This window comes from Bacillus sp. FJAT-28004 (genome assembly GCF_001280845.1).
Lineage (GTDB): Bacteria > Bacillota > Bacilli > Paenibacillales > Paenibacillaceae > Pristimantibacillus.
The window spans coordinates 4191959-4218223 of record NZ_LGHP01000001.1; the positions used below are offsets into that span (position 1 = coordinate 4191959).

General features: G+C 44.0%; 20 protein-coding genes. 18 read left to right on the forward strand and 2 right to left on the reverse strand.

Annotated features, from left to right (window positions below; all coding sequences use genetic code 11):
* Positions 1-343: 343 nt before the first annotated feature.
* The 8 genes from thrS to AC787_RS18305 all read left to right on the forward strand — a co-directional run bounded on the left by thrS (position 344) and on the right by AC787_RS18305 (position 10415).
* Entirely contained in the window at positions 344-2257 is a 1914-nt protein-coding gene (thrS, locus tag AC787_RS18270; RefSeq protein ID WP_054026091.1) for a threonine--tRNA ligase, read from the forward strand.
* A 270-nt stretch (positions 2258-2527) separates the two neighbouring features.
* Positions 2528-3352: a MetQ/NlpA family ABC transporter substrate-binding protein gene (locus AC787_RS18275; RefSeq protein ID WP_054026092.1), complete on the forward strand. Its 825-nt coding sequence runs from the start codon at positions 2528-2530 to the stop codon at positions 3350-3352.
* 75 nt (positions 3353-3427) lie between these two features.
* A complete protein-coding gene (locus AC787_RS18280) occupies positions 3428-4456 on the forward strand; it encodes a methionine ABC transporter ATP-binding protein (RefSeq protein WP_054026093.1) in 1029 nt (342 codons plus the stop codon).
* A complete protein-coding gene (locus AC787_RS18285; protein WP_054026094.1) occupies positions 4446-5120 on the forward strand; it encodes a methionine ABC transporter permease in 675 nt (224 codons plus the stop codon). The genes AC787_RS18280 and AC787_RS18285 overlap by 11 nt, the downstream gene beginning before the upstream one ends.
* A gap of 175 nt (positions 5121-5295) precedes the next feature.
* Positions 5296-6219 carry a PLP-dependent cysteine synthase family protein gene (locus AC787_RS18290; RefSeq protein ID WP_054026095.1) on the forward strand — a complete coding sequence of 308 codons (924 nt, stop codon included), beginning with the start codon at positions 5296-5298 and terminating at the stop codon, positions 6217-6219.
* Between the two features lies 1 nt (position 6220).
* Positions 6221-7357, forward strand: coding sequence for a bifunctional cystathionine gamma-lyase/homocysteine desulfhydrase (locus AC787_RS18295; RefSeq protein WP_054027128.1), 1137 nt, complete (start codon positions 6221-6223; stop codon positions 7355-7357).
* Between the two features lie 86 nt (positions 7358-7443).
* A complete protein-coding gene (locus AC787_RS18300; protein ID WP_054026096.1) occupies positions 7444-8571 on the forward strand; it encodes a copper amine oxidase N-terminal domain-containing protein in 1128 nt (375 codons plus the stop codon).
* Between the two features lie 260 nt (positions 8572-8831).
* Positions 8832-10415, forward strand: coding sequence for an ATP-binding protein (locus tag AC787_RS18305; protein ID WP_054026097.1), 1584 nt, complete (start codon positions 8832-8834; stop codon positions 10413-10415).
* Positions 10416-10481: 66 nt separating this feature from the next.
* Here AC787_RS18305 and AC787_RS18310 read toward each other — a convergent pair whose 3' ends face one another.
* Both AC787_RS18310 and AC787_RS18315 read right to left on the reverse strand, forming a co-directional pair.
* Positions 10482-11303, reverse strand: coding sequence for a hypothetical protein (locus AC787_RS18310; protein WP_054026098.1), 822 nt, complete (start codon positions 11301-11303; stop codon positions 10482-10484).
* Positions 11304-11470: 167 nt separating this feature from the next.
* Positions 11471-12277 carry a helix-turn-helix domain-containing protein gene (locus AC787_RS18315; protein WP_054026099.1) on the reverse strand — a complete coding sequence of 269 codons (807 nt, stop codon included), beginning with the start codon at positions 12275-12277 and terminating at the stop codon, positions 11471-11473.
* Between the two features lie 117 nt (positions 12278-12394).
* Between AC787_RS18315 and AC787_RS18320 the strand changes: the two genes are divergently transcribed.
* The 10 genes from AC787_RS18320 to AC787_RS18365 all read left to right on the forward strand — a co-directional run bounded on the left by AC787_RS18320 (position 12395) and on the right by AC787_RS18365 (position 26208).
* A complete protein-coding gene (locus AC787_RS18320; protein WP_054026100.1) occupies positions 12395-12844 on the forward strand; it encodes an SRPBCC family protein in 450 nt (149 codons plus the stop codon).
* 396 nt (positions 12845-13240) lie between these two features.
* The gene (locus tag AC787_RS18325) at positions 13241-14020 is read left to right on the forward strand and encodes a Cof-type HAD-IIB family hydrolase (RefSeq protein WP_054026101.1); all 780 of its coding nucleotides are present in this window, start codon (positions 13241-13243) and stop codon (positions 14018-14020) included.
* Between the two features lie 647 nt (positions 14021-14667).
* A complete protein-coding gene (locus tag AC787_RS18330; protein WP_054026102.1) occupies positions 14668-17115 on the forward strand; it encodes a GH116 family glycosyl-hydrolase in 2448 nt (815 codons plus the stop codon).
* A gap of 146 nt (positions 17116-17261) precedes the next feature.
* The gene (locus AC787_RS18335; protein ID WP_054026103.1) at positions 17262-18371 is read left to right on the forward strand and encodes a Gfo/Idh/MocA family protein; all 1110 of its coding nucleotides are present in this window, start codon (positions 17262-17264) and stop codon (positions 18369-18371) included.
* A complete protein-coding gene (locus AC787_RS18340) occupies positions 18368-19420 on the forward strand; it encodes an oxidoreductase (RefSeq protein ID WP_054026104.1) in 1053 nt (350 codons plus the stop codon). Before AC787_RS18335 ends, AC787_RS18340 begins: the two co-directional genes overlap by 4 nt.
* A 35-nt stretch (positions 19421-19455) precedes the next feature.
* Complete coding sequence (locus tag AC787_RS18345; RefSeq protein ID WP_054026105.1) at positions 19456-20367, forward strand: ABC transporter permease; 912 nt, start codon at positions 19456-19458, stop codon at positions 20365-20367.
* Positions 20368-20384: 17 nt separating this feature from the next.
* A complete protein-coding gene (locus AC787_RS18350; RefSeq protein ID WP_235561003.1) occupies positions 20385-21302 on the forward strand; it encodes a carbohydrate ABC transporter permease in 918 nt (305 codons plus the stop codon).
* Between the two features lie 38 nt (positions 21303-21340).
* Positions 21341-22873: an extracellular solute-binding protein gene (locus AC787_RS18355; RefSeq protein ID WP_054026106.1), complete on the forward strand. Its 1533-nt coding sequence runs from the start codon at positions 21341-21343 to the stop codon at positions 22871-22873.
* 25 nt (positions 22874-22898) lie between these two features.
* Complete coding sequence (locus AC787_RS18360) at positions 22899-23819, forward strand: nucleoside hydrolase (protein WP_235561004.1); 921 nt, start codon at positions 22899-22901, stop codon at positions 23817-23819.
* 106 nt (positions 23820-23925) lie between these two features.
* Complete coding sequence (locus AC787_RS18365) at positions 23926-26208, forward strand: helix-turn-helix domain-containing protein (RefSeq protein WP_054026107.1); 2283 nt, start codon at positions 23926-23928, stop codon at positions 26206-26208.
* Positions 26209-26265: the final 57 nt, after the last annotated feature.

Sequence of the window (26265 nt, forward strand, 5' to 3'; positions counted from 1 at the left end):
TAGCCATAAATAGGCATTGACCAAAGACATGATTACCTTATACGAGCTGTCCAGAGAGAGAGGCTAAGGCTGAGAGCTTCTCCAGCAACCGATTGTGTAATTACCCCTTTGTAGCCGTGTTATTGAACCCGCTGTTTGCACAAAGCGATTGTAAACAACACCGACTCATCCTCGTTACCGGGTGCTCAATAAGGATCTTGCTGTAACTTTAAGTCTGGCGGATAGCCAGTCACATAAAGCAGCAGATCGAATGAGGGTGGAACCACGAGCTGAACGCACTCGTCCCTTGGTGGGAGAGATGTGTTTTTTTTGCGTTCAACTACATTCGATCGGAGGCTGCATGATGAGTATTGCAATTACATTACCGGATGGAACAGTTAAGGAGTATCCACGGGGGACAACCGCTGCGCAATTGGCGGAATCAATCAGTACTGGCCTTGGCAAAAATGCAGTCGCGGCAAAAGTTGATGGCAAGCTCGTCGATCTGAACGAGCCTATTCAAGCAAGCAGCAGCGTAGAAATTATTACGCTCGATGGGGCTGATGGCTTAGCTCTTTACCGTCACAGTACAGCGCATGTTATGGCACAAGCCATTAAGCGTATCTACGGGGAAAAAGCTGTGAAGCTCGGGATTGGTCCTGTTATTGAGGATGGCTTCTACTATGACATTGATATCGAGAAGCCGTTATCTACGGATGATCTTGCTGCAATTGAAGCAGAGATGAGCAAAGTTATTCAAGAAAACCTGCCTATTACGCGTCGTGAAGTGAGTCGCGAGGAAGCGACAGCTTTTTTCGCACAGTCAGATGAATTACTGAAGCTGGATCTAATCCGCGACTTGCCAAGCGATTCGGTTATTACGCTTTATGAGCAAGGCGAGTTTATTGATCTTTGCCGCGGCCCGCATTTACCATCCACTGGGCGCATCAAGGCGTTCAAGCTGCTAAGTGTAGCAGGCGCTTACTGGCGTGGCAATTCGGATAATAAAATGCTGCAGCGGATATACGGCACGTCCTTCCCGAAGAAGGCGCAGCTTGATGAGCATATGAATCTGCTGGAGGAAGCGAAGAAGCGTGATCACCGCAAGCTTGGCAAGGAACTGGAGCTGTTTATGTTCTCAGAAGAGGCGCCGGGCATGCCGTTCTATCTGCCGAATGGCATGACAGTTCGTACGGAGCTGGAGAGCTTGATTCGTGAGCAGCAGCGGCAGCGGGATTACGAGGAAGTTCGCACACCGTTTATGATGAACCAGCGGTTATGGGAGCAATCGGGACACTGGGATCATTATAAGGACAATATGTATTTTACAAATGTTGATGATACGGCATATGCGCTTAAACCAATGAACTGCCCTGGGCATATGCTGATTTTCAAAAATAGCCTGCACTCTTACAGGGAGCTGCCGATTCGGATGTCGGAATTTGGTCAGGTTCATCGGCATGAGTACTCGGGAGCGCTGAACGGGATGATGCGGGTGCGCACGTTTTGTCAGGATGATGCGCATATATTCGTCCGGCCTGATCAGATTGAGGCGGAGATTAGTCATGCGATTGCCTTGATCGACCATATATATGGCGTATTCGGTTTTGATTTCAAGATTGAGCTGTCGACTAGACCAGAGGATTCCATGGGCTCCGAGGAATTGTGGGATCAAGCGGAGCAATCGCTGCGCAGCGTGCTGGACAGCCGCAATATTCAATATCGCGTAAATGAAGGCGACGGTGCATTTTACGGTCCGAAAATTGATTTCCATATTCTCGATGCCTTGAAGCGGAGCTGGCAATGCGGCACGATTCAGCTTGATTTCCAAATGCCTGAGAAATTTGATTTGTCCTACATTGGCGAGGATAACCAGAAGCATCGTCCTGTTGTCATTCACCGTGCGGTGTATGGGTCAATTGATCGTTTTATCGGCATTTTGACAGAGCATTATTCGGGGGCATTCCCACTATGGCTCGCACCTGTTCAGGTTAAGCTGCTGCCTGTCTCGGAGAAGTATATCGACTATGCCTTGCAGGTGAAGGAAGCACTCGCTGAAGCTGGCATTCGTACTAAAGTGGATATACGGAATGAGAAGCTGGGTTATAAAATTCGTGAGGCTGGGCTTGAGAAGGTGCCTTACACATTGGTGCTCGGTGAGAACGAGAAAAACGCAGGCAGCGTTTCTATTAGGAAACGAGGCGAAGGTGATCTCGGATCACTAGCGATTGCCGAGGTTGTACAGCGCATAAAGGATGAGATTGCGGCTAAGTCATAATGGCCTGCTATACAGAGATAGCCAATCCAACTAATTGGTCATCCATGGAAAAGTTAGCGTTTGAATGATAAATAAAAGTCGTTGACAGAAGTAATACCGATAATCTATAGTAAGTTCATCGGAATTATAAGGAATAGGGCTGATTAGACGACTAAAAGCTCTTATTTCACGGAACGGCGCAAGCAGCCGGCATCTGTGGAATAAGAGCTTTTCTGTTTTTCTAGACGTCTGATCAGCTTGAAAAACAAATCGAAAGCAGGGGGAAATCATATGAAACAAAAAATCGTATTGATTATGCTGACACTGGTATTAACAGTAGTGCTTGCCGCATGCGGCAACAAATCAGATTCTAAAGGTGCAGAGGGCGAAGGGGAAAAGGCGAAGCTAAAGGTAGGCATTTCGGCAGGCGTTGAGGAGGAAATTTGGAAGCAAGTTCAAGAAGTTGCGGCAAAGGACAACCTCGATATTGAGCTCGTTGTATTCAATGATTATGTACAGCCGAATAAAGTGCTGGCCGAAGGTGAGCTTGACGCGAATGCGTTCCAGCACGAGCCTTATCTTGATCAATTCAAGAAGGATAACAACCTTGATCTGGTGAAGATCGCCAATACGCTTAATTTTCCAATTGGCTTCTATTCCAACAAGATTAAAGATGTTTCTGAAATTAAGGAAGGCGATGTCATTGGTTTGCCTAATGATCCGACGAATGGCGCCAGAGCGTTGATTCTATTCGAAAATGCAGGACTGATTAAATTAAAAGAAGGCGCTGGCATTAAAGCGACTGTACGCGACATAGCGGAAAACAAGCTCAAATTGAAATTCGAGGAGCTTGATGCGGCGTTCATTCCGAAAGCGCTTGGCGATTTGACAGCGGCGGTTATTAACACGAACTATGCGGTAGAAGCAGGTTTTGTGCCAACAAAGGATGCGATTTTCATTGAGCCAAAGGATTCTCCTTGGGTAAATATTATCGCAGTAAGAACCGAGGACAAGGATAAGCCGGTATTCCAAAGACTGATTAAGGCGTATCATTCCGATCAGGTGAAGAAATTCGTAGAAGAAAAATACGGCACGTACATTGTTGCATCCTGGTAGTCCGAAAAAAAGGCCTTGGTCTCTTCTTAGATGAAGAGACCTTTTTAACATTTTAGCAGAGACGGGAGTTGTACAGTGATCTGGATGGAAAATGTCAGCAAAACGTATCAACAAGGCAAGCAGAACGTCCATGCGGTAAAGGACGCGAATCTGCACATTCACAAAGGAGAAATTTTCGGCATTATAGGCTACAGCGGAGCAGGAAAGAGTACGCTTCTGCGCTGCATTAACTTTTTGGAGCGGCCAACAGCTGGCAGCGTTCGTGTAAAAGATACGGAGCTGGCATTGCTCAGCGAGCAGCAGCTTCGCATCATGCGGCGGAAGATCGGTATGATTTTTCAAAATTTCAATTTGCTAATGTCGAGTACGGTCTATCAAAATATAGCATCGCCGCTCATGCTTACAGGTGCTCCAAAAAAACAAATCGAAGCAAGGGTAAACGAGCTGCTCTCGCTCGTAGGGCTTTCGGATAAAAGCGATATATACCCCGCTCAATTGTCTGGAGGACAGAAGCAGCGTGTCGCGATTGCAAGGGCGCTTGCCAATGAACCGGAAATTTTGTTATGCGACGAGGCGACGTCGGCGCTTGATCCACAAACGACCGATTCAATCTTGAACTTGCTGCTAGACATTCATCGTTCCTACGGGATTACGATTGTACTTATTACACACGAGATGTATGTCGTAAAAAAAATATGCGATCGAGTAGCCGTCATGGAGGACGGCGTCATCGTGGAGCAAGGTTCCGTTCTTGAGTTGTTCACCAATCCGCAGACGGATACGACCAGAAAATTCACGAAAAGTGTGTTTGATGTGGATTTGCCGCAAGAGCTGCTGCACAAAGCTAACCTTCCAGCAGTGCCGAGACATCTGCTGCGCATTTCATTCATTGGCGAGACGGTAAGCGAGCCCATATTAGCTGATTTGACGCTGCGCTATCAGCTGCGGCCAAGCATTTTGTACGGAAATATAACAAAAATTAAAGACACCGTGTTTGGCTTCCTCCTGATTAGTCTGCCGGGTGAATCAGCTGCCATAGAAGAAGGAATTGCGTATATGGTACAAAGCGGCATGCAGGTGGAGGTGCTTGAGCATGCTGGATAGTTTCTTCGAGAGCCTTGCCCGCAACCATGACCTTTATACGGAGGCGCTGGGCGAAACGGCGGCTATGGTCGTCTATTCATTATTTTTCTCGACGATGATTGGCCTGTTTCTGGGCATCTGCCTACTCGTGCTGCGTCCAAATCATATTTATGAGAACAAATTGTTATATCATCTGTTAAACGCAGTCATCAACGTATTGCGTTCGGTCCCGTTCATCATTATTTTAATTGCGATCATTCCGATTACGAAGTGGATTGTGCATACGACAATCGGAGTGAAAGGGGCGATCGTGCCGCTTGTATTTTATACCGCTCCCTATATTGCAAGACTCATTGAATCGGCTTTGCTGGAGGTCAATCCCGGTGTAATCGAAGCCTTTCAAGCGATGGGAGCCTCGCGGCGGCAAATCATTTGGCGGGTCATTTTGAAGGAGGCGAGACCAGGGGTCGTGCTTGGCCTAACCATCGCAACTATTGGATTAATTGGCGCTACGGCGATGGCAGGAGTACTCGGAGCAGGCGGTCTTGGCGATGTCGCGATTCGTTATGGCTACCAGCGCTGGGAGCCCGACGTTATGTACGTATGTGTTATTATTCTTATTTTACTCGTACAGCTGATGCAATCCGCGGGCAGCCGAATATCGAAGAAGCTGCGTAAACATTAACAGAATCCTACCATGGCTTGAACAGACGACGAAACGCGCGATCGGGTGGGGACCCACTCCTTAAAGTAGGCTTAAGGGGCATAAACACATAGAGAAGCAGTTTCATATGATGAAGGGTATAGTCCCATTAAAGGATGCGCGTAGAAGGAAATAGGAGTCGTGGGAGGGATTGCAAATGGCGTTGTATCAGAATATCCACGCACTAATTGGCAATACGCCACTAGTTGAGCTTACAGGTTATGCGCTGCCAGCAGGCGTAAGGCTTTATGCGAAGCTTGAGTATAAAAATCCGGGAGGAAGCGTCAAGGATCGGCTTGGCGTCGAGCTGTTGAATGCCGCGTTCGCAAGCGGGCAGCTGCAGCTCGGAGGAACCATTATTGAAGCGACAGCAGGCAATACGGGGATCGGACTCGCTTTGGCGGCAATCAGGCGGGGAGTGTCAGCAATCTTTGTTGTACCTGACAAGTTTAGCATAGAAAAACAGCAACTTATGAGAGCGCTTGGCGCACAAATCGTAAATACGCCAACGGAGCTTGGTATCGCAGGTGCGGTACAGAGAGCGGAAGAGCTTATAAAGGAAATACCGGGAGCATATTCACCAAGACAATTCTCTAATGCAGCAAACCCGCTAACCTATTACAAAACGCTGGGCCCTGAGTTATGGCATGATTTGAATGGCTCGGTTGATGTTTTTGTTGCCGGAGCGGGAACGGGCGGCACCTTTATGGGGACGGCGCAATATTTGAAGGAACAGAGTCCAAAGGTGAAGACGGTCATTGTTGAACCGGAAGGCTCCATCCTTGGCGGCGGAGCGCCGGGCCCCCACAAGACAGAGGGAATCGGCGTGGAGATGCTGGCTCCGTTTATGGACAGCAGTTATTTCGATGCCATCCATACGATTAAGGATGAGGATGCTTTTGCAAGGGTGAAGGAGCTGGCACAGCTTGAAGGGATGCTTGTCGGAAGCTCATCAGGCGCCGCGCTGCATGCTGCTTTGCTAGAAGCGGAAGTCGCTTCGCCAGGCAGCCGAATCGTTACTATTTTTCCAGATGGCAGTGAGCGGTACTTAAGCAAACAGATTTACAACGGAGGTGCTTAAGCTGAGGCGGAAAACAAAGCTCATTCATGGAGGCAGCCCCTTTGATCCGTTTACAGGCGCGGTCAGCGTTCCCATTTATCAAGTAAGCACTTATAAACAGGATGACATCGGCGTTCACAAAGGTTATGAATATTCACGTACGGGCAATCCGACGCGTCATGCATTGGAGCAGTATATTGCTGATTTAGAGGAAGGTGCAAGAGGTTTTGCTTTTAGCTCGGGCATGGCAGCGATCAACGCTGTGTTTTCTATGCTGAGCGCAGGCGATCATATTATTTTGACGGACGATGTTTATGGAGGAACGTATCGCATTGTTACGAAGGTGCTGAACCGGCTTGGCATTGAAGCGACCTTTGCAGATACGACGAACCTAGAAGAAATGGAGAAGGCGCTTCAGCCGAATACGAAGGCATTGTTTGTAGAAACACCGACGAATCCGCTGCTTAAAGTAACGGACATTGCAGAAGTCGCTGCATGGGCCAAAGCTAGGGAACTGCTATTTATTGTCGACAATACGTTCAGCACACCTTATTGGCAAACGCCGATTGCGTTAGGCGCCGATATCGTGCTTCATTCGGCTACAAAATACATTGGTGGGCATAGCGATGTCGTCGCTGGTCTGGCTGTTGTGAGCAACGATAAGCTGGGCGAGGAGCTGCATTTTGTGCAAAATGCGACGGGCGGCGTGCTTGGACCTCAGGATTCGTGGCTGCTCATCCGCGGTTTGAAAACACTTGGCCTGCGCATGGAAGCCCATGAAGAAAATGCCAGGGCAATCGTCTCTTATTTATCGGGAGTGGATGTTATTCAAAACATCTATTACCCTGGGCTGCCGAGCCATCCCCAGCATGAGCTGGCGAAGAGGCAAGCGCGCGGCTTTGGCGGCATTATATCGTTTGACGTAGGCAGCGCGGAGAAAGCGTCTGAGATGATCAAAAAACTGAAATACTTTACGCTCGCCGAAAGCTTAGGCGCTGTAGAGAGTCTGATTTCCGTTCCCGCGAGAATGACGCATGCCTCTATTCCTAGCAAGCGGCGGGAGCAGCTTGGCATTACCGATGGTTTAGTGCGAATTTCTGTCGGTATTGAAGACAGTGAGGATTTACTTGAAGACCTAGAGCAGAGTCTTAAATCATGAAAAAGTAGGCCAATGCAACTTATTTCAACCTGCGTTCGTTAGTTTGGATGTAAACCAAATGACTAACAACAAAGGATGGTAGACAAATGGCCTTTAAACAATTGTTAAATAAAAACCTCATGATAGCATCCCTTTCGACCGCTTTATTTCTTAGTGCAGCAGCCAGCGGAGCAACCGCTTATGGTGCTTCAGCCGTTTCGTCTGTTCCACTTCAATTCCAAATAGGCAGCACCAAATCGATCGATTATCGTGGTGAGCATAAGCTCGCGGCGGCGCCCTATTTACAGAACGGCATTGCCATGGTTCCTGTCAGAGCACTGGCTGAGGGATTGCAAGCATACATTTACTTGGATGCGGCAACGAAAAAAATCACTTTAAGTCGAGATGGACTTACAGTGACCCTGACTCAGAATAGCGACGCGGTAGTTGGAAGTTTCATTAAGAACGTGAAGCTGCCTACAAAAGTTGTAGTTGTTAAAGGCACGACCTTCGTTCCAGCAAAAATTGTAGCACAGCTGCTAGGAGTAAAAACGAGCTGGGACGCAAAGCAGAAAAAGGTTTCCATGCAAGCGAGTGAGGCTGCGCTATCGCGCCATTATAATTTTGACCAAGGCGAGGAAGGCTGGAAGGGTGCCTTTGCCGATCTGCCAGTAGACTACAATCCGGATATTTACGAGCTGCAATACGCAAGAGAGCTGCTTCCGGTTGCGAATAACAAGACCAACTACGCACTGAAACTTAACGGGATGAATCGCAGTGATGATTTGTTCATGTTCGCGACTAAGAAGATCGAAGGTCTGAAACCTAATACGGTATATCAAGCATCGCTTTCCTTTAAGCTGTATACAGACCAAGCAGGCGGCATGATGGGGGTTGGCGGAGCTCCTGGAGAGGCAGTCAGCATTAAAGCAGGGTTTGTAAGCAAGGAGCCGCAGGCTATAAAGGTTGATAGTGGTGGTGATCATTATTATCGAATGAACTTGGATAAAGGCAATCAGAAGACCGAAGGAAAAGATATGAAGATCGTTGGAAACATGGTGCAGCCAGATGATTCGCTGAAAGGGTTTCAGCCCGTCGCCATGGACTATGAGGCAACGCTGCAATCCAATGAGAAGGGTGAGCTTTATGTTATCGTAGGAAGCGACTCTGGATATGAGGGTCTAACTACTTTGTATCTCGATGATATGAAGATTGATCTTTTGCCAAAGGGCTAATAATAACATAAAAAAATAAGCGATTCCTTAACGGTTCTCCACTGTTAAGCATCGCTTTTTTTATTTTTGATATGGTTTGGTACAATTTACGAATCAGGAATGTCGCTTTTTGGGATATCAACTCTGATTTTGATGATTATTGTAGATAATAAGTGATTTTTAATAAATATAGGAAGGAATACGAGAGGTTAAACTAGAATATTGGATATTGTCCAACAAATTGGAAGCTAGCCGTCCTGGAAAGGTTATTGGTATACCATATGATAAATAACGATGTAATCATAGAATCACATAAACAATGCAAACTGCAAGGACTTAATCCCGATGAACTGCCTGTATTTACACAGCGTTTTTCGGATTCGGAGCTTAAAGCTCAGCGAGTCCGTTATAAGGAAATCATTGAAGTTATCAGTGTGTTTGTTGAAAAGTTTTTATCGACCGTTGCAGATGATCCTTTTTTTCTTGCCATATCAGACAATGAGGGTTACATTCTTGAATTCAGAGGCAACGCCTCTATTATTAATCAGGTGCGCCAGCTAGGTGTTGTTGAAGGCGTGCGATACTGCGAAGAAATTGGTACGAGCTCAGTTAATCTATGCCTGCGTGAACAGCTGCCTTTTCAACTTGTTGGCGAAGATCATTATCATAAAGTATTGCATCGGCTCGCTTGTTATTCGGCACCTCTTTTTATGGAGGACAGCGGTCAACTGCTAGGATCGATTTCAATCATGACAGAAATTCAGTTTGCCCATCCTCATTTGCTGGCACTTTTATGTACAATCGTAGATTCTATCGAGCGGGAGCTTCTGCTCCGCAAACACAATACACAGCTTCAAATCTTAAATCAGGTCCTTCTGGATACTAATTATTATGGTGTCATTATTGCCGATGCACAGGGCGCTATTGTAGAAATAAACAAATACTGCGCAGCGATATTGAACAACTCCCATCATGAAAAAAACGGCTGCTTAGGCACGAGTGTATTTGAAGTCGGCATCATTGGGATTTATTTTGAACGTGTAATGAAACATGGAGAGTCATGTGTAGGGATAGAGTTATCTATTCTGGTTGAAGACAAGCTGCGTTATTACATGCTTGATGTGGTGCCTATCTACGATAGTGAAGGCCAGCTTACGCGGGTTGTAGGCAGCTTGCGGGATATTACGGAGATGAAGATAGCGGAAGAACTGCTTCGCAATAGCGAGAAGCTTGTGTTTGCAGGCCAGCTAGCTGTCAGCATTGCGCATGAGATCCGTAATCCCATGACCACGGTAAAGGGAATGCTCCAATTGTCCAGCAAAACGACTAATCCTCATCATTACAACTTGATGATGTCAGAGCTGGAGCGGATGAATGCGATTGTAGGCGAATATTTAATATTAGGAAGACCACAAGCGATTCTGTATAAGGAAGAATATTGCGGTGATATTTTGCAAGAGGTCATATCCGTATTCGAGCTGCAATTTGAAATGAATGGTATTCAGATACGCAGTGAAACAGTCGGGGAGACAAAAATCTTGTGCGACCGTGATCAAGTAAAACAAGTATTCTTGAATATTTTGAAAAATGCGATGGAGGCTCTTCCCTTTGGTGGGGAAGTTAATATTAAGCTGGATGTCGTGGACAATTACCAACGTATTCAATTTACCGATAACGGCGTTGGAATGACGGATGAAGTCATGCAGCGTATCGGACAACCCTTTCTTACGACAAGACGAGACGGGAACGGCCTAGGTATGATGATTGTAGATAAAATAATATCCTCGCACGGAGGCCGCTTATCGTTATCTAGCGAGCTTGGCGTAGGTACGATTGTAGAGGTATGGCTTCCTGCTGCTAAATAAGATAATACGCCCCATAGCGGGAAGCGCGTTTCGAATGCCGAGACGCGCTTTTGTTTTGTGCTTTGATTACTTAATAGCTGCTATTTGTGCGTCGACTTTGGCAATAATGCTCATCGTCTGCTGCTCATGAGCATATGTTTTTTGTTTCTGCTCGTTAATCTGTTTCGTGTAGGCGAGCATGCGAGTAAGGGAACTCAAAGTCGCCGTTGAATCTCCCTTTTTCAACACTTGGTTCAAAATGGATGTCTCGGTCGTGAACTGTTTCTTTATACGGCTAATGGCGCTCTTGGCTGCTTTGATTTTTACTTTAAGAGGGTCGATGCCGCTCAGCAGCTCTCGCAAATTTTTAATCCTTTTGGCGGTGCTGGCTTTGGCTGTTCTAAGTGCAGTCTCTTTGCTGCGTATATCTAGTTTGGCGAGCTGAACGGCTGCTTTTGTCGTTTCGACCTGCGGCTTCAGCACATTTGTAAGTAATTTGTCTTTAAACGATTTGGCGAGGTTCAGCTGTTGATTTAATGAATCATAAAGGTTGAAGAGGGGTTCGTACTTTTTTTTGGCCTTCACTACAGCTGCTTCTAGCCGATTCAGCTTCTCCGCGTCGACTTCCTTAATCCGCTTGCGAGTAGCGAGCACGTTCTCCTCGTTTTGGTAATGAAGTTTGTCTATCCGCATATCCCAATCAATGGTCAGCTTCTGACTCGCTTGCAATTCCGCGTATTGCGACGTTAATTTGGCAGAGGTACCTTTATCCGCTGCTCCTTTCATTTTGTCAAAAGCTGTTTTGGCGGTGACGCTAAACTCAAACGATGCAGCAGCAATAGTGGCCGGACTTAGAAACGCGAGCAAGAGCACAAGCATGACTACAGTTAATTTAGAAACAGATTGCATGATCCATGAAACCTCCCTTGGTTTTCGGCAAACAACGCAAAAAAAGCACCTGCAAGATAGGCGTTATACGCCTTCTCTTACGGGTGCTTCCATCGTAAGCCGTGCTTATTTAACTGATTTCTATCAATATACAGGATCGTTCAGGGCGCAGTCAAGCGGCAGATAAACTATAAAGCGGGACGCTTTGCATACTCATCTGGCGTTTTACCGATAATGGATTTGAAATCTTTAATAAAATGCGATTGATCATAATAGCCGAGCTCAGCAGACAGCTTTAATGAATCATAATGGCTGCTCTTATCCATAACCTCTGCCGCATTTTGCAGCCGGTACAGCTTAATAACCCACTTCGGGCTTATTCCGACATATTGACTAAATAGGCGCTGAAGCTTTCTTTTGTTTATATCGAACGCTTCGCATATTTGCTCTACCTTGGTCAGCTCATGATCCTCAAGAATTCGTGTAATGATTTGATTGATGAGCGTAATGGATACATCCTGCTGCGGAAGACGACGGAGAAATAAAGCTTCAGTAAGTGCGATCATGTCGGCAGAATCTGTTAAAGACCTAAGCTGCTGCTCGTATGCTATAGCCTCCGTGCCCAAAACAGCCTCAATCGACAAAGCTTGATCCGTAATGCCCGCTAAAGGCGAGTTTAGAAAAGGATAAAAACCTCCAGGCTGAAACTTAACGCCAAATACTCGTCCTTTGCCTTCAATTCTTGTGGTATACATTTGGCTGGCAACGCCATAAATGCCGCTTCTATGGTCTTCGATAACTAAATTGACACAAGGATTCGGCACGACATCCTGAAAATAAGGAGCTTGGCCTTCTAAATCCCAGTATATGATCCAATAATGCTTAACGAATGGAAGGAGAGCTTCGGAGGGGGCATAACGGGAAAGTTGAAATTTTTTCTCGCTCTCTTTCTTCTGCAATATGCCCATACTGCGCTTTTGGTCGATAGCCTTCATCAATAAATCTCTCCTATTGATCAATTTGTCGCGTTTTTACAATACTAACCATTTCGAAAGCTTTATACTACGGATAGAAAGCGCCAACCATCTACTTTAGAAAAAGGAGTGTAACAAATGGAGTTTAAATATGAGTTTTATATTGGTGCAGCGCCCGAGAAGGTGTGGGATGCATTCGTATCGCCTGAGGGAACGCGCCAAACGTTTTTTGGCTGTATTATTGATTCAACCTTTGAAGTAGGCTCATCCTTTAAATATGTTGGGCCGGGTAAGGAAGGCGATGAAACCGTTCATCTTTATGGTTCTATCTTAGCATATGAGCCAAATAAAATACTTAGCTTTTTGGAGCATCCAGGTCCCTCTTATCGACCAAATCATGCAGAACTGGAGTCGCGGATTACTTTTAAATTGGAAGAGGTTGGAGCTACAACGAAGTTGACATTGGTTAATGACCAATTTACTGAAAATCATCCTTCGATCCCAACGACTGATAGCCAGTGGTGGATGATTCTAAACAATTTGAAAACCTTTATCGAGACGGGCAAGGTATTGGACTTTGGTTGGTAAACTTATGGGGTATTTGATAGCATCAGCAGCCGCTGGTGCTATTTTAGTTTAAAAGAAATTTAGCGGACATGAGATCCGTTATTCGCATGGAATCTCCTCTTATCAGAGGGCTAACGGACATAGGATCGCTTAATTGGCCTGAATGACTAGGATTATGCTCCATTCTGCACATATAACGTATCGTATGTCCGTTACACTCCACTATTGCCTTTATTTCTTGAAATAGCGGCTTTTATGTCCGTTAGGGTCAAGCATGATGTTGTGAGGTAAGGTTTTTGATGGCGAGTCGAGTTTGTAAAATAAGGTCAAACATTTCTTTTCCGTCTTTAATTCTTTATACTGATAAAAAAGGACAGGCGTCATACGTCTGCGACAACGGATAGGAGAGAGCAGAGAATGGGTTACAAAATCGTTTTTTTTGATATCGATGGCACGCTGATTAACGAACAAAAGGAAATACCGGCAGATACGATCAAAGCTATTGCTGAGCTGAAGGAAAGCGGCGTTGAGCCGGTCATTGCAACAGGCAGAGCACCATATTTCATTAAACCGCTTGCGGAGCAGCTAGGTATCGAATCATTCGTCTGCTTAAATGGCGGATATGTGGTTTACAAAGGAACAACGCTATATAAACGGGAGATTGAGAAAAGTCGATTGGAGAGACTCGTAAAGGTTGCAGCTGAGCATAATCATGGGCTTGTGTTCGAAGGGGAACATAACTTTTTTGCCGACAAAGAAGATCATCCCTTTATTATAGATTCGGTTAATTCTTTAAAAGTGGATCTACCAGGCTACAATCCGGAGTTTTGGAAAACGGACGGTATTTACCAAGTGTTTCTTCACTGTGAGAGCCAAGACGAACATTTGTATGATGGACTGCATGACGAGCTGAAGCTTATTCGCTGGCATCCGCAAGCGATTGATGTCCTTCCTGCCGGCGGCTCCAAGGCGCAAGGAATTGAGGCACTGCTCGATAAGCTCGGCTACACGACTGTCGATGCGGTTGCTTTTGGCGATGGCCTGAACGACATTGAGATGCTCGAGACAGTGGGCTTAGGTATCGCAATGGGTAATTCACATCCAGACCTGCTGCCATTTGCGGATTATGTGACGACGCATGTTGATGAGCAAGGGATTCGGAACGGCTTGGTGAAGGCTGGTTTGCTAGAGAAATAATGCATGAATGAGTGTAATTCTATTTTGTATGCAAATATGCAAAAATAATAGATAAAGAGCTGATCCTTGTTTAAGGGTCAGCTCTTTCCTTTTTCTGTGCAGAGTAGCTGTAGTCATAATTACAATAGAGTTGGCAAAAGGCAATATAGCGCAGTTGTAAACGAGGATTTTGGGAAGAAAGGTTAAACGTTATTCGATAACACAGACATTTTAAATTACGCTCCGAAGAGACCCCACATCGGTGTGATAACTGACTCAAGTATCGAGAAATGGGAAGCAGGCTTTGAGATGTTCGATCACGATGAAAGATTCGGAATCAGAACTCCCATTGTCAGACTTGATGGGAATATATATGTAACAAGGCTTCATTGCCATCATCCTGACTGCTCCAATAGTGCTGTGGGTGCTGATCTTTGCCGTTACTACGGGTGCGGCTGCTGGTGCAGGCTGCGAGCTGGAGTGTAAGGAGTATTTTTGCCCGTTAAACTTCACGTATCTATACTCTGGGATGAGAACTTCATATTGAGAACCTCCCTAAGAAGACAATTAGCACCTAAACTGCCGGATAAGAACTACTTTTCCTGCAGCTTAGGTGCTATTGTTTGTGCATCAACAGCATAAATGCTGGACATTAGGAGGTCTCGAAGATGATTCCTTTTACAGAACAGGATTTGTTCTCTTTAAAACAGCAGCGAACTTTTCCCCGACAAGCGACAGAAGCCAAGTTTCTGCTCGGCGGGATTGGAACAGGCAATGTCTCTGTTGGTTCTCGCGGTCAGCTATGCGACTGGGAAATATTCAATAGTCAAGGGAAAGGCAATAAGCTGCCTCATACTTTCTTTGCGATTAGAACTCAGCAGGGGGAGCAACAGCCTATCGCAAAGGTTCTGGAATCACAACTGGCTGGTTCTTTTTCGAGTGCTTGCGGTTTTTATACAACAGAAATAGCGGGGCTGCCGCGATTCGAAGCATCCGAGATGAAGGGAGAATATCCTTTTGTGACGGTTGATTTGAAGGATAATGCGCTTCCTGTTTCTGTTCAGATGGAGGCTTTTACTCCGTTTATACCTCTAAATGCAGATGATTCTGGCATCCCCGGCGCTGTTATTCGCTATAAAGTGAAAAACACGACTAAGGCTCCTGTAGATGTGTCGATTGCCGGATCGCTTGCCAATGTTGTCGGATTAGAACGGATTGATCATCATGCGAATGTAGGGCTTGCAAAGCAAGTAAGGAATCAATATCGGGAAGAGAGTCAGGCTAGAGGGCTTTATTATGATGCTCTTGAAATGGAGAGCGATCATAAAGGGTACGGCTCCATGGCAATCATGACCGCAGCGAAGGACATTACAGTGAAAGAAGAGTGGCTGGATGGATACTGGTCTGACGGGATTCATGACTTTTGGGATGATTTTTGCGAGGACGGTTTACTCAAGCGACATTCGGAAGCGCAAGGTATTAAAGGCAGGCTCATGACTAAATCAAAGCTGAGAATCGGTTCCCTTGGAATGAAGCGATTGTTGCAGCCACACGAAGAGCATGTGTTTGAATTTGTTATAGCTTGGCATTTTCCTAATCGACCTAAGCGCTGGGAAGGCGGCAATACCTTTCCTGACGATGGCAGACGCGAGATTGAGCTGAACTATTACACGAATCTATTTGAAGATGCATGGCATGCAGGTGTTTATTTGTTAAGCGACCTAAAGCGTTTAGAAGGACACTCTCGGGATTTTCATCAAGCGATATTCGGCAGCACGCTTCCTGACTATGTGCTTGATGCATTAACAAGCAATCTTACTGTGTTGCGCAGTACGACTTGCTTTCGAATTCAAAACGGAACTTTTCTCGGTTGGGAAGGCGGTTTAGACCATAATGGGAGCTGCGAAGGTTCTTGTACACATGTATGGAATTATGCGCAATCGCTGGCCTTTTTGTTCCCGGAGCTGGAACGCACAATGAGACGAGTCGAATTTTTACTTGAAACGGATGAGCAGGGCAGCATGGCTTTTCGGACGAATCAAGTATTGGGCGGCGAGAGGTGGGATATGATTCCTGCTACGGATGGGCAGATGGGAACGATTGTCCGGCTTTATCGGGAATGGAAGCTGAGCGGTGATGATACGTTTTTGCGTGAGGTGTGGGAGAAAGCAAGTCTTGCCTTGGATTTTGCTTTTACCTATTGGGACTCCGACGGCGATTTCGTGCTGGACAGTGAGCAGCACAATACGTATGATATCGAATTTCAAGGGCCGAATTCTCATTCTAATTCTATGTTCTACGCAGCATTGAAGGCAGGAATGGATATGGCGCGTCATCTTGGAGATAACAAGCGGGCTGAACGATATCAATATGCATTTGAACAAGGCAGCCGCAAGATGGACGAACAGCTTTGGGGCGGTGAATATTACATTCAGCAGCTGAATGATATTGACGAATACCGCTATCAATACGGAATAGGCTGTTTATCCGATCAATTGATCGGTCAGTTTATGGCTCATGTGGCAGGACTGGGCTATATTTTGCCAGAGGAGCATGTAAAGCAAGCGATATACTCCATATTCAAATATAATTTCCGTACCGATTTTACAGATCACCATAACGTCCAACGTACCTTTGCCTTGAATGATGAAATGGGCTTGCTGCTTTGTTCGTGGCCTCATGGTGGAAGACCTAAGCTGCCGTTTGTTTATTCTGACGAAGTATGGACGGGGATTGAATATCAGGTGGCGGCACATCTCATCTATGAAGGCTTTGTATGTGAAGGATTAACACTTGTCAAATCGGTTCGCAATCGTCATGACGGTTTCAAACGTAATCCTTGGAATGAGGCGGAGTGCGGACATCATTATGCAAGATCGATGGCAAGCTGGGCGCTATTGACTTCGTTAAGCGGATATTCTTATGACATGGTCAATCGCACATTATCATTTGCACCAAAAATAAATGCAGATCATTTCCGTACATTTTGGAGCACTGGCACCGCTTGGGGAATTTACAAGCAATCGCAAAATATGCAAACTGGCGAGCTGGAATGGACAATCAAGGTTTTGTATGGAGAGCTGAATAATGTTGAGGTTAACGGTGTGAGGCTTTAAAAATAGAGAACCTCATAATTAGAACCTTGATTTTATGCGCTTTTAGAACCAAAGTTGCGGATTGTGAACTATTCGACACTAATGGAGGGTGTTATTCTCTATGTGTCGACAAAATAAATACATCATGAATATCGAGGAGTGATGGAATGACAGGGAGAATAAAACTTGGAGTAATTGGGTTAGGTGAAATTGCTCAAATTGCTCATTTGCCTATACTCTATTCTTTGCGGAATCAATTTGAAATAACGGCTATCTGTGATGTTTCTAAACAGCTGGTTGACGCAATTGCACAACAGTACAACGTGTCAAAAGGATATGTAAACGCGATGGAGTTGATTGCGGATTCAGAACTAGAGGCTGTCTTTATTTTGAATAGCGATGAGTACCACGCGGATAATGTTATAGCAGCTTTGCAAAGCGGTCTTCACGTATTTGTAGAAAAGCCGATGTGCCTCAATATGGCAGACGCTGAGCGTATCGCCGCAGCGAAGCAACAAGCAGGAAAAGAAGTGATGGTAGGTTATATGCGACGCTACGCTCCTGCCTTCAGACAAGCGTTGGAAGAAGTAAAAAGCATGAAGCATATTAATTACGCACGCTTCCGGGATATCATTGGCTATAATCATTTTTTTATTGGACAAACCCAGAACGTATTTAAGTTTTCGGATATTCCTGCGGAATTGGCGGCGGATAAAGCAGAAAGAGGCAAGGAGCAGGTGCGTGCTGCAATTGGAGATCTAGCTGATCGACACGCCAATACGTATCGGTGGATGGCTGGCTTATGTAGTCATGACTTTTCTGCTATGCGCGAAATGCTTGGCATGCCCAATCGAGTAGTTGCGGCTACAAGTTGGAGTGATCGGAATTTTATGAATGTCTTGTTTGAGTATGATGGTTTTCATGTCATGTATGAAGTAGGGTTTGACCATCAAATTCGCTTTGATGCCTCTATTGAAGTTTTTGGCGATAAAAAGACCGTTCATGTCGAGTATGATTCAGGCTACATCAGACAATTACCGACGATTTTGAAAATTGAACAATCTGAAGGCGATAGCTATCAAGAGACCGTTGTCCGCCCAACCTACACCGATCCTTATACGATTGAAATCAAACATTTTTATGGGGTCGTTAGAGAGGGCGTTCCTTTGAATACGACAGTAGAGGATGCGATCGAGGATTTGAAGCTGTTCCAAATGATTGTTCAAGCGATTGAAGACCAGAATAATTCGTTCATAAATGAATCGAAAACATCATGAAAGAATTAAAGGTTGGTTTGATTGGCTACGGTTACGCAGGAAAAAATTTTCATGCGCCAATTATTACTTCAATCCCGCAAATGAAGCTTGCTAAGGTTGTACAGCGGAAGTCGAGTGACGCCAAAGAGCGGTATCCGTGGATTGAAGTGGTGCGAGATGCGAGTGATGTGCTTCAGGATAGTTCGATTGAACTCGTAGTCGTCGCCACTCCAAGCGCAGATCATTATTCCTATGCGCGTGCAGCATTGCTAGCCGGTAAGCATGTCGTCGTTGAGAAGCCTTTTACGATCCATGAGGCAGAAGCGCGCTCTTTAATTGCAATAGCGAAGGAACAAGGAAAAATGATAAGCGTATTTCATAATCGCCGCTTCGATGGAGATTTTATTACCATTCGTAAAATAATCGAGCAAGGAATGCTTGGAAGATTAGTCGATGTTCGCTTCAGCTGGGATCGATATATTCCGCATGTTAATCCTTCGGAATGGAGAGAAAGCGGCAATTTGGGAGCAGGAGTATTGTATGATTTGGCTGTCCATTTCATAGATCAGGCTCTGCAGTTATTTGGCTTACCGTATCGGATTCAGGCAGATGTTCGCAAGATGCGAGATCACGCTGCAGCAGACGACTATTTCGATATCCAGTTGGCGTATCGGAATGGGCCGAAGGTTACGCTTCAAGCATCGCTGCTTCGCCGAGAGAAAGGTCCGCGTTATGTTCTGCATGGAATGAATGGTTCCTACGTCAAATATGGGGAAGACTCACAGGAAGAGGCGCTTTTGCAAGGCTTGGCTCCCGGTTGTCCTGGATGGGGGAAAGAAGAGCAGCACCTTTGGGGCACTATGGATACGAAGCTTGAAGAAGTGAATGTCGTCGGTCAAATTGAAACGATGCCCGGCAGCTACGAGTCCTATTATCAGAATGTGTATAATCATATTGTTCATAATGCCGAGCTATTGGTTAAGCCAGAGGAAGCTCAACTAACGATACAAATGGTTGAACTTGCGCTTAAGAGCAGCAGGGAAGGAAGAGCGATCACCATTCAACCTTAACACTGCATAGCAAACGGATTCACAGGAGGTGCGGCATGAGCTTTTTTAGAGAAATATCTCGAAACCGGAGTCTATATGTTTTGGCGCTCCCTGGTTTGTTATTTTTGATTGTCTTTGCGTATATCCCTATGCTTGGCCACTTGATTGCCTTCAAAAAATATAACGCAACGATCGGGTTTTTGAATAGTCCTTGGGTAGGCTTTAAAAACTTTGAGTTTTTCTTCTCTTCAGGAGAATGGCTTCATGTTACCTGGAACACCATGTTTCTAAATTCTCTGTTTATCATTTTTGGTTTAGGACTGGCTGTAGTAATGGCTATTTTGCTTAACGAGATTCGACTTGCAATTTTCAAACGAATTGCTCAATCGATTATTTTTATGCCGTACTTTATTTCCTGGATGGTTGTCAGCCTGATGGTATACGCGCTGCTGAACACGACAGACGGAATGATTAACCAGACGCTCAAAGCATTCGGCATGGATGCGATTGGTTGGTACAATAACGCTGAATATTGGCCAACAATATTAACCATCATATATGTTTGGAAGATGGCTGGTTATTATTCTATTATCTTCTTGGCGTCGATAACGGGCATATCCAGTGATTATTATGAAAGCGCTCGAATTGATGGAGCAACACGTTTTCAACAAATCTGGCATATTACAATGCCACTCATTCGCCCAACGATAATTGTATTAGCATTGCTTGCTGTAGGTCGTATTTTCTACGGAGACTTTGCAATGATCTATGGCATTGTCGGCGATAATGCTGCTTTATTCCAAACTACAGATGTTATCGATACATTCTCTTATCGCGCGCTTAGACAGCTGGGGGACTTTGGGATGTCTTCTTCCGTCGCTTTGTATCAATCCTTTATGGGCGTGATTGCTATTGTATTGTTCAACTGGATCATTAGAAAAGTGGATAAGGACTCGGCATTGTTCTAAGAAAAGGAGGGATGAATGTGGCACAGCGGGCACTGAAAAAACGGAGCAATTTGGATTCCGAACGATCTTGGTCCGGTAGGTTATTTGTATGGTCTGGATATCTATTAGTGATACTATTCACAGTTTTTTGTTTAGTGCCGTTTTGGATGGTATTTATCAATTCATTCGCAGCGGAAAAAGAAATCATGACGAAAGGCTTTCAGCTCTTTCCTAGTGAATTTTCTTTAGCGGCCTATAAGCTGCTGTTCCAGAGCAATCAGATTTATAACAGTTATTTTGTTACGGTTTTTGTAACTGTTGTAGGCACAGTATTGGCAATGCTCATAACGAGCATGTATGCGTATGTGCTGGCTCATCGCAAAGTAAAGTATAGAAATTTCCTTTCATTCATGACTTACTTGACGATGATCTTTGGATCAGGATTAGTCGGCTTTTATATTACGATTGCGATTTACCTTGACTTAAAGGATAGCATTTGGGCATTAATATTGCCGTATTTATTAAATCCGTTTTTTGCATTTATTTTAGTCGCCTTTTATCGAAGTGTTCCATATGAACTGAATGAAGCAGCAACGGTAGATGGTGCGAGCGAATTCAGAATTTTCTTTAAAATCATATGTCCTATTTCGATGCCTGCGATTTCAACAGTCAGCTTGTTTTATGCTTTAACGTATTGGAATGACTTCTGGCTTTCATTATTATTTGTAGATAATCATAAGCTCCAACCATTGCAAATAATGCTGCGTCAGCTCATTTCGAACGTGAATATGAAGCAATATGTATCAGGAGCTGCGATGGATTATGCCCAAGCGATTCCGACTTATGGTTTGCAGATGGCGACAGTATGCTTGACAATTGGTCCTATCATTTTGCTATACCCTTTTGTGCAGAAATTTTTTGTTAAAGGTATTACGATCGGGGCGGTAAAAGGTTAAGGATTCATGCTACTAATAATAAGAAAAGGGTGATCGATTTGAAATTTAAAAAATGGTTATTAGTAATGTTGTCCGCAGTTTTAATTGTTCTATCTGCGTGTTCTGCAGGCGGCAATGAAGGCAATCAGAATCTTAACGAAACCGGAGCGGATATAGGCAAGGAAATTACGCTCAAAATTATGCTGCCCGGTGATCGACCTCAGGATCTGGATAAAGTGCTTGCGGCTGCTGAAGAAAAAATGAAAGCAGACGGCCTGAATTATAAATTGAATTTTGTGTTTATTCCATGGGCGGATCTCGCCAATAAAACGCAAGTGACATTAACATCAGGCGAAGCGATCGATCTAATTTATGATGCTCCTTGGCTGCATATTAACCAAATGACAAGCGAAGGGTATTATACAGATTTGACTGATCTGCTGAAAGAGCATGGTCCAAATATATTGAATGCCGGTTCAGATCTTATTTTTGAAGCGAACAAATTTAATGGACAAATGACGGGTATACCGTTGGGCAGCAAAAACGGACATGCGAACAACATATTAATTCGTAAAGATATTCGCGAAGAGCTTGGATTAGAAAAAATTACAACACATGAACAGTTTCTTACATTTTTGAGAGAAGTCAAAGCGAAAAAACCTGAAATCATTCCATATTCCTCATGGGGCGTTTCGCCGGACTTGTCATATGCGGGAATTCGTATTGAAAATGACTATGAATCAGGCATCCGGGTATCCCCTGCCTTTAACCGTAACTTCACGCTTTATTTGAAGGGCAATGATTCGACTGTTCATAATTTATTCGACGAAATGGAGCCTTCTGTATGGGAATACATCGAACTGACAAGATCGATGTACCAAGAAGGATTGATCAATCCGGATATTATGTCCAGCCCAGATAGCAAGGTGATGATGAAATCTGGTGAAATCGCGTCTATGACTTATACGGATTTCTCTATGCAGCACAACACGCTGCGTGAATTGCAAGCGAATGTTCCGGGAGCTGAGCTGGAAATCTTCGAGCTGTACAAATTTGATAAAAACGTAAATACTTCTGATTATAAGCAAAATGACTATTTGACTGTGCCAAAAGCAAGCAAGCATCAAGTAGAAGCGGTTAAATTTTTGAACTGGGCGCACGAGCAGGATAATTACAACTTATTGTCCTTTGGTATTGAAGGCGAGCATTGGGAAGCAGTAGGCGACAATCAATACAAACCGCTCAAGGATACGTATCCTTGGTTCGGCTGGTCATGGTTATGGGCGCCTAAATATCATAAGTTCAGCTCGGAATTTTCTCCAGAGGATTTAGCGAAAAATGAATTTTATTACACGGCTGAAAACTTCGAGAAGGATGTATTAACAGGTTTTACTTTCGATACAAGCCCGGTTGCGAATGAAATTGCACAATTTAATTCCATTGAAGCTAAATATTATCCATTGATCATGAGCGGTGTTGTCGATCCTAAGGAATTATGGGAGAAATATAAAAAAGACGGTGAAACCGTAGTTAAAAAAATTCAAGTAGAGCTGCAATCACAAATAGATAAGTTCTTGAGCGAGCAGAAATAATAGTTTAAATGAGAGGTGAAGCAGGTTGGATCAATTGAAAAGAATTATTATCGATACGGATATCGGCTCTGATCCGGACGACTCGGTTGCGCTGGCGCTTGCTATGCAATCTCCAGAGATTATCATTGAAGGAATCACAACCGTGTATGGGGACGTCGATTTGCGCGCTCGGTTAGCCCAAAAGATGCTTCGACTTGGAGGGCAACCGAATATTCCGATCTATACCGGAATTAGTCCTTCGTTACTTCGTAACCGTGAGGTTTGGTGGGGAGGACATGAAGGAGAAGGAGTTCTTGAGGGAGGAGAGGCGACCGAATCTGCCGGGCATGCCGTTGATTTTATCATCGATCTGATTATGAAAAATCCAGGTCAGATTACATTAGTAGCCATAGGCCCGCTTGCAAATATTGCAGCCGCACTCATTCGTGAGCCAGCTATAGCTCAGCATGTGAAAGAGATATTGATGATGGGCGGGGTAACGCGTTTGGGTAAGAATGGGGCTGGCTTGCCCGTTCTTGAGCATAATATTAAATGCGATCCAGAAGCGGCTTCCGTCGTGTTCTCATCAGGTGCTCCGATCGTCATGGTAGGTCTAGATGTTACCATGAATGTGAATATTCAGCGCGCGCAAGTTGATCAACTAGGCAGATCCAATCAGCCCTTGAATCAAGCAGTTAGTAATATGTTGGATAGATGGCTTACGATATGTCAGCGAGATTATACTGCTATGCATGATCCGCTAGCCATTTCACACTTGATAGATCCACTAATTTTCGAAAAAGAGAGAATGAACATAACGGTTGAGTATGATTTGCGTCATCCTTCGGGAATGACAGTGGCAGTTCCTTCGGCTACGGGCAACGTTGAAGTATGCTTAGGAGTAGATGAAAATAGATTTATTCAGCTTTTAATGACCCGATTGCTCGGGGTTGAGCACGCATTGTAATGTCCTTCACAGTATTATAAGATTAGATTACATTACATTAGGAAATCCTCTCTTCATAGAGAGGATTCCTTACTACTATTTTCCCATTCGAGATGGGGAGTGTCCAATGAAGCGGGTATTTTTTCCGAAATCAACTTACATTCGTATATTTATTGCACTTGCTTTCCTATGTACAGTAATTATTGCTATGTTTTCATTATCTTTAACAAAGCAATTTTCTAAGTATTATTTGGAAGAAATTAACGTTATTTCGGAACATCAATTAGAGCAGACGGTATTTGATGTTGAATTTACGCTAAATAAACTAAAAAGCTACGGTATTAATATGTATCAAGATCCTGATATCATGTCCTGGGTCTCTGATAATAGCAGGAACAAGGTTGCGGACTACAATGCAATCCGTGCCTTGCGTCGTTATATTAATACAGAACCATTTATAAGCAATGTTTATTTATTGAATAGACAAACGGGGCATATTCTTGATTATCAAAAAGGTATTTCCACGCTTGGACGATTTCATGATCAGGCACTATTGGAACTAATAGAAGAGAAAAAACAGGGGTATTTGCATTATTTTTATCATGAAGCTGGTCATGCTTCTTATTGGGGGTTAATACTCCCGCCGGATATTAGTAAAATTGATCATTATGGAAGCGTCGTAATTTTGTTTGATCTAAAAATTGTTGGAGAGTATATACAAAATAGCGGCAATTCAGATGTTCAAATCGCGATTATGGACGTTGATGGAAACTCCGTGCTGGGCAAAGAGATTGATGAATGGAATGCAACCATTTATAAACAGGCTTCGCAAGAGATTAGGAGCCACTTTCAATTCGACTATGAAGGGGAAGCTTATTTTGCTAGCGCATCTAGTGTGAATTCGAATAAGTGGAACTTATTTTATATTATTAGCATGAGCGGATGGTATGAGAAGGTCAATCAATTTTCATTCAAAATTGTAATTTCTTCTTTTGCTATGCTGATAGCAATTATGATCGTCATGTTTTGGAATTCAAGAAAGTATATTAAGCCATTCAGTACACTGGCGAATAATGTAATGCAGCTTGCTACGGGACCGCGCGAAGAGCGATCAACGGATTCTGAGTATGATGTAATAAAACGCGGGATCGATAACTTGGTGCATACAAGAGATGAAATGATGCATACGATGCGTGACCATGAAGGTTTAATTCTAGACGACTATTTCCGTCGCTGGATTCTTCAAGGGAAGATGAATTTCTCTATTCGCGAGTATATTGAGAAACGAACGCCGTTCTTGCAATACAAGCATATACAGCTAGCTGTAATTCGGATAGATGCATATGCGGAGTTTCAAGAAAAGTATAATTTTGAATCGAGAAAGCTAATCAAATATGCAATTGGAAACATTGCACAAGAAGTTTTAATGCAAGAAGGTGTAGCGTCGCGACCAGTTGACATTGTAGGCGATCATCTTGTTTTATTAATAGGCTGCTTGAAGGAGCCGGCATTAGATCGTCAATATGATAATCAGCTTGTACATCAGAAGCTGTCCATTGTGAAAGAACAGATTATGAGATGGCTGAAGCTTCAAGTGACCATTGCCGTTAGTGAAGTTAGGAATATTACAGATGATGTTCAGCTCCTCTATGAGAATATGTATGAACTAACGACCTTTAAGTTTGTGAGCGGAGAGGACCGGATTTACGAGGAGCAAGATTTGGTCGAATATGATAAACTGCTTCAACCGCCAGATGACGTTATGCTGCTGGAGCAAATTATTTACTCGGTTCGATTGGGACAAGAAGATGTGATGCGTGAACATTTGGATAAGCTGTTTTTAGAGCTGCAGCATTTATCTTATATCGATTGCAAAATGCAGCTGGAGCTTATTATGCATACGTTTATGAGAAGCTTTCATTCTATTAAGTCGGTTCAATTATTGCAGGGAACTGCAGTTAATTTAGATCGGTTTTCAACCTTGCAGGCTTACCGACTATGGTTTGAAGAGCAGCTTGTACACGTTTTACAAACGATTCAAAGCAATGGCCGTTCGGGACGCAAAGAAGAATATGTCGATGAAATGGTGGAATATATTCAAAATCACTTGCATTCTGCACAATTAAACATTGATGAAATCGCGGAGAAGCTATCGCTTTCTCCAGGCTATGTCAGACAATTGTTTAAAGAGGTTACAGATAACTCTCTATCTGATTATATTTTGAATAAGCGAGTGGAAAACGTTTGTACATTATTAATTAATACGGATTGGACGATTGCTGAAATTGCTAAACAATCAGGATTTCAAACGAAAAGTCACTTTTTTACTATTTTTAAGAAGAGTACAGGTCTTACGCCAAATCAATATCGAATTGCTCATGGGAGTGAACAAGCGGAGCGAAATGAGTGATCTAAATAAGCATGCATAGAAACGGCCTGGTGAAGGCTGGTTTGCTAGAGAAATAAT

Bases quoted from the DNA above. Each gene is read 5' to 3' on its own strand.
- AC787_RS18285 (WP_054026094.1), top strand. From the start codon at position 4,446: ATGCTGGATAGTTTCTTCGAGAGCCTTGCCCGCAACCATGACCTTTAT.
- AC787_RS18310 (WP_054026098.1), bottom strand. From the start codon at position 11,303: ATGCAATCTGTTTCTAAATTAACTGTAGTCATGCTTGTGCTCTTGCTC.
- AC787_RS18290 (WP_054026095.1), top strand. From the start codon at position 5,296: ATGGCGTTGTATCAGAATATCCACGCACTAATTGGCAATACGCCACTA.
- AC787_RS18275 (WP_054026092.1), top strand. From the start codon at position 2,528: ATGAAACAAAAAATCGTATTGATTATGCTGACACTGGTATTAACAGTA.
- AC787_RS18325 (WP_054026101.1), top strand. From the start codon at position 13,241: ATGGGTTACAAAATCGTTTTTTTTGATATCGATGGCACGCTGATTAAC.
- AC787_RS18335 (WP_054026103.1), top strand. From the start codon at position 17,262: ATGACAGGGAGAATAAAACTTGGAGTAATTGGGTTAGGTGAAATTGCT.
- AC787_RS18320 (WP_054026100.1), top strand. From the start codon at position 12,395: ATGGAGTTTAAATATGAGTTTTATATTGGTGCAGCGCCCGAGAAGGTG.
- AC787_RS18300 (WP_054026096.1), top strand. From the start codon at position 7,444: ATGGCCTTTAAACAATTGTTAAATAAAAACCTCATGATAGCATCCCTT.
- AC787_RS18315 (WP_054026099.1), bottom strand. From the start codon at position 12,277: ATGAAGGCTATCGACCAAAAGCGCAGTATGGGCATATTGCAGAAGAAA.
- AC787_RS18305 (WP_054026097.1), top strand. From the start codon at position 8,832: ATGATAAATAACGATGTAATCATAGAATCACATAAACAATGCAAACTG.
- AC787_RS18330 (WP_054026102.1), top strand. From the start codon at position 14,668: ATGATTCCTTTTACAGAACAGGATTTGTTCTCTTTAAAACAGCAGCGA.
- AC787_RS18365 (WP_054026107.1), top strand. From the start codon at position 23,926: ATGAAGCGGGTATTTTTTCCGAAATCAACTTACATTCGTATATTTATT.
- AC787_RS18345 (WP_054026105.1), top strand. From the start codon at position 19,456: ATGAGCTTTTTTAGAGAAATATCTCGAAACCGGAGTCTATATGTTTTG.
- thrS (WP_054026091.1), top strand. From the start codon at position 344: ATGAGTATTGCAATTACATTACCGGATGGAACAGTTAAGGAGTATCCA.
- AC787_RS18340 (WP_054026104.1), top strand. From the start codon at position 18,368: ATGAAAGAATTAAAGGTTGGTTTGATTGGCTACGGTTACGCAGGAAAA.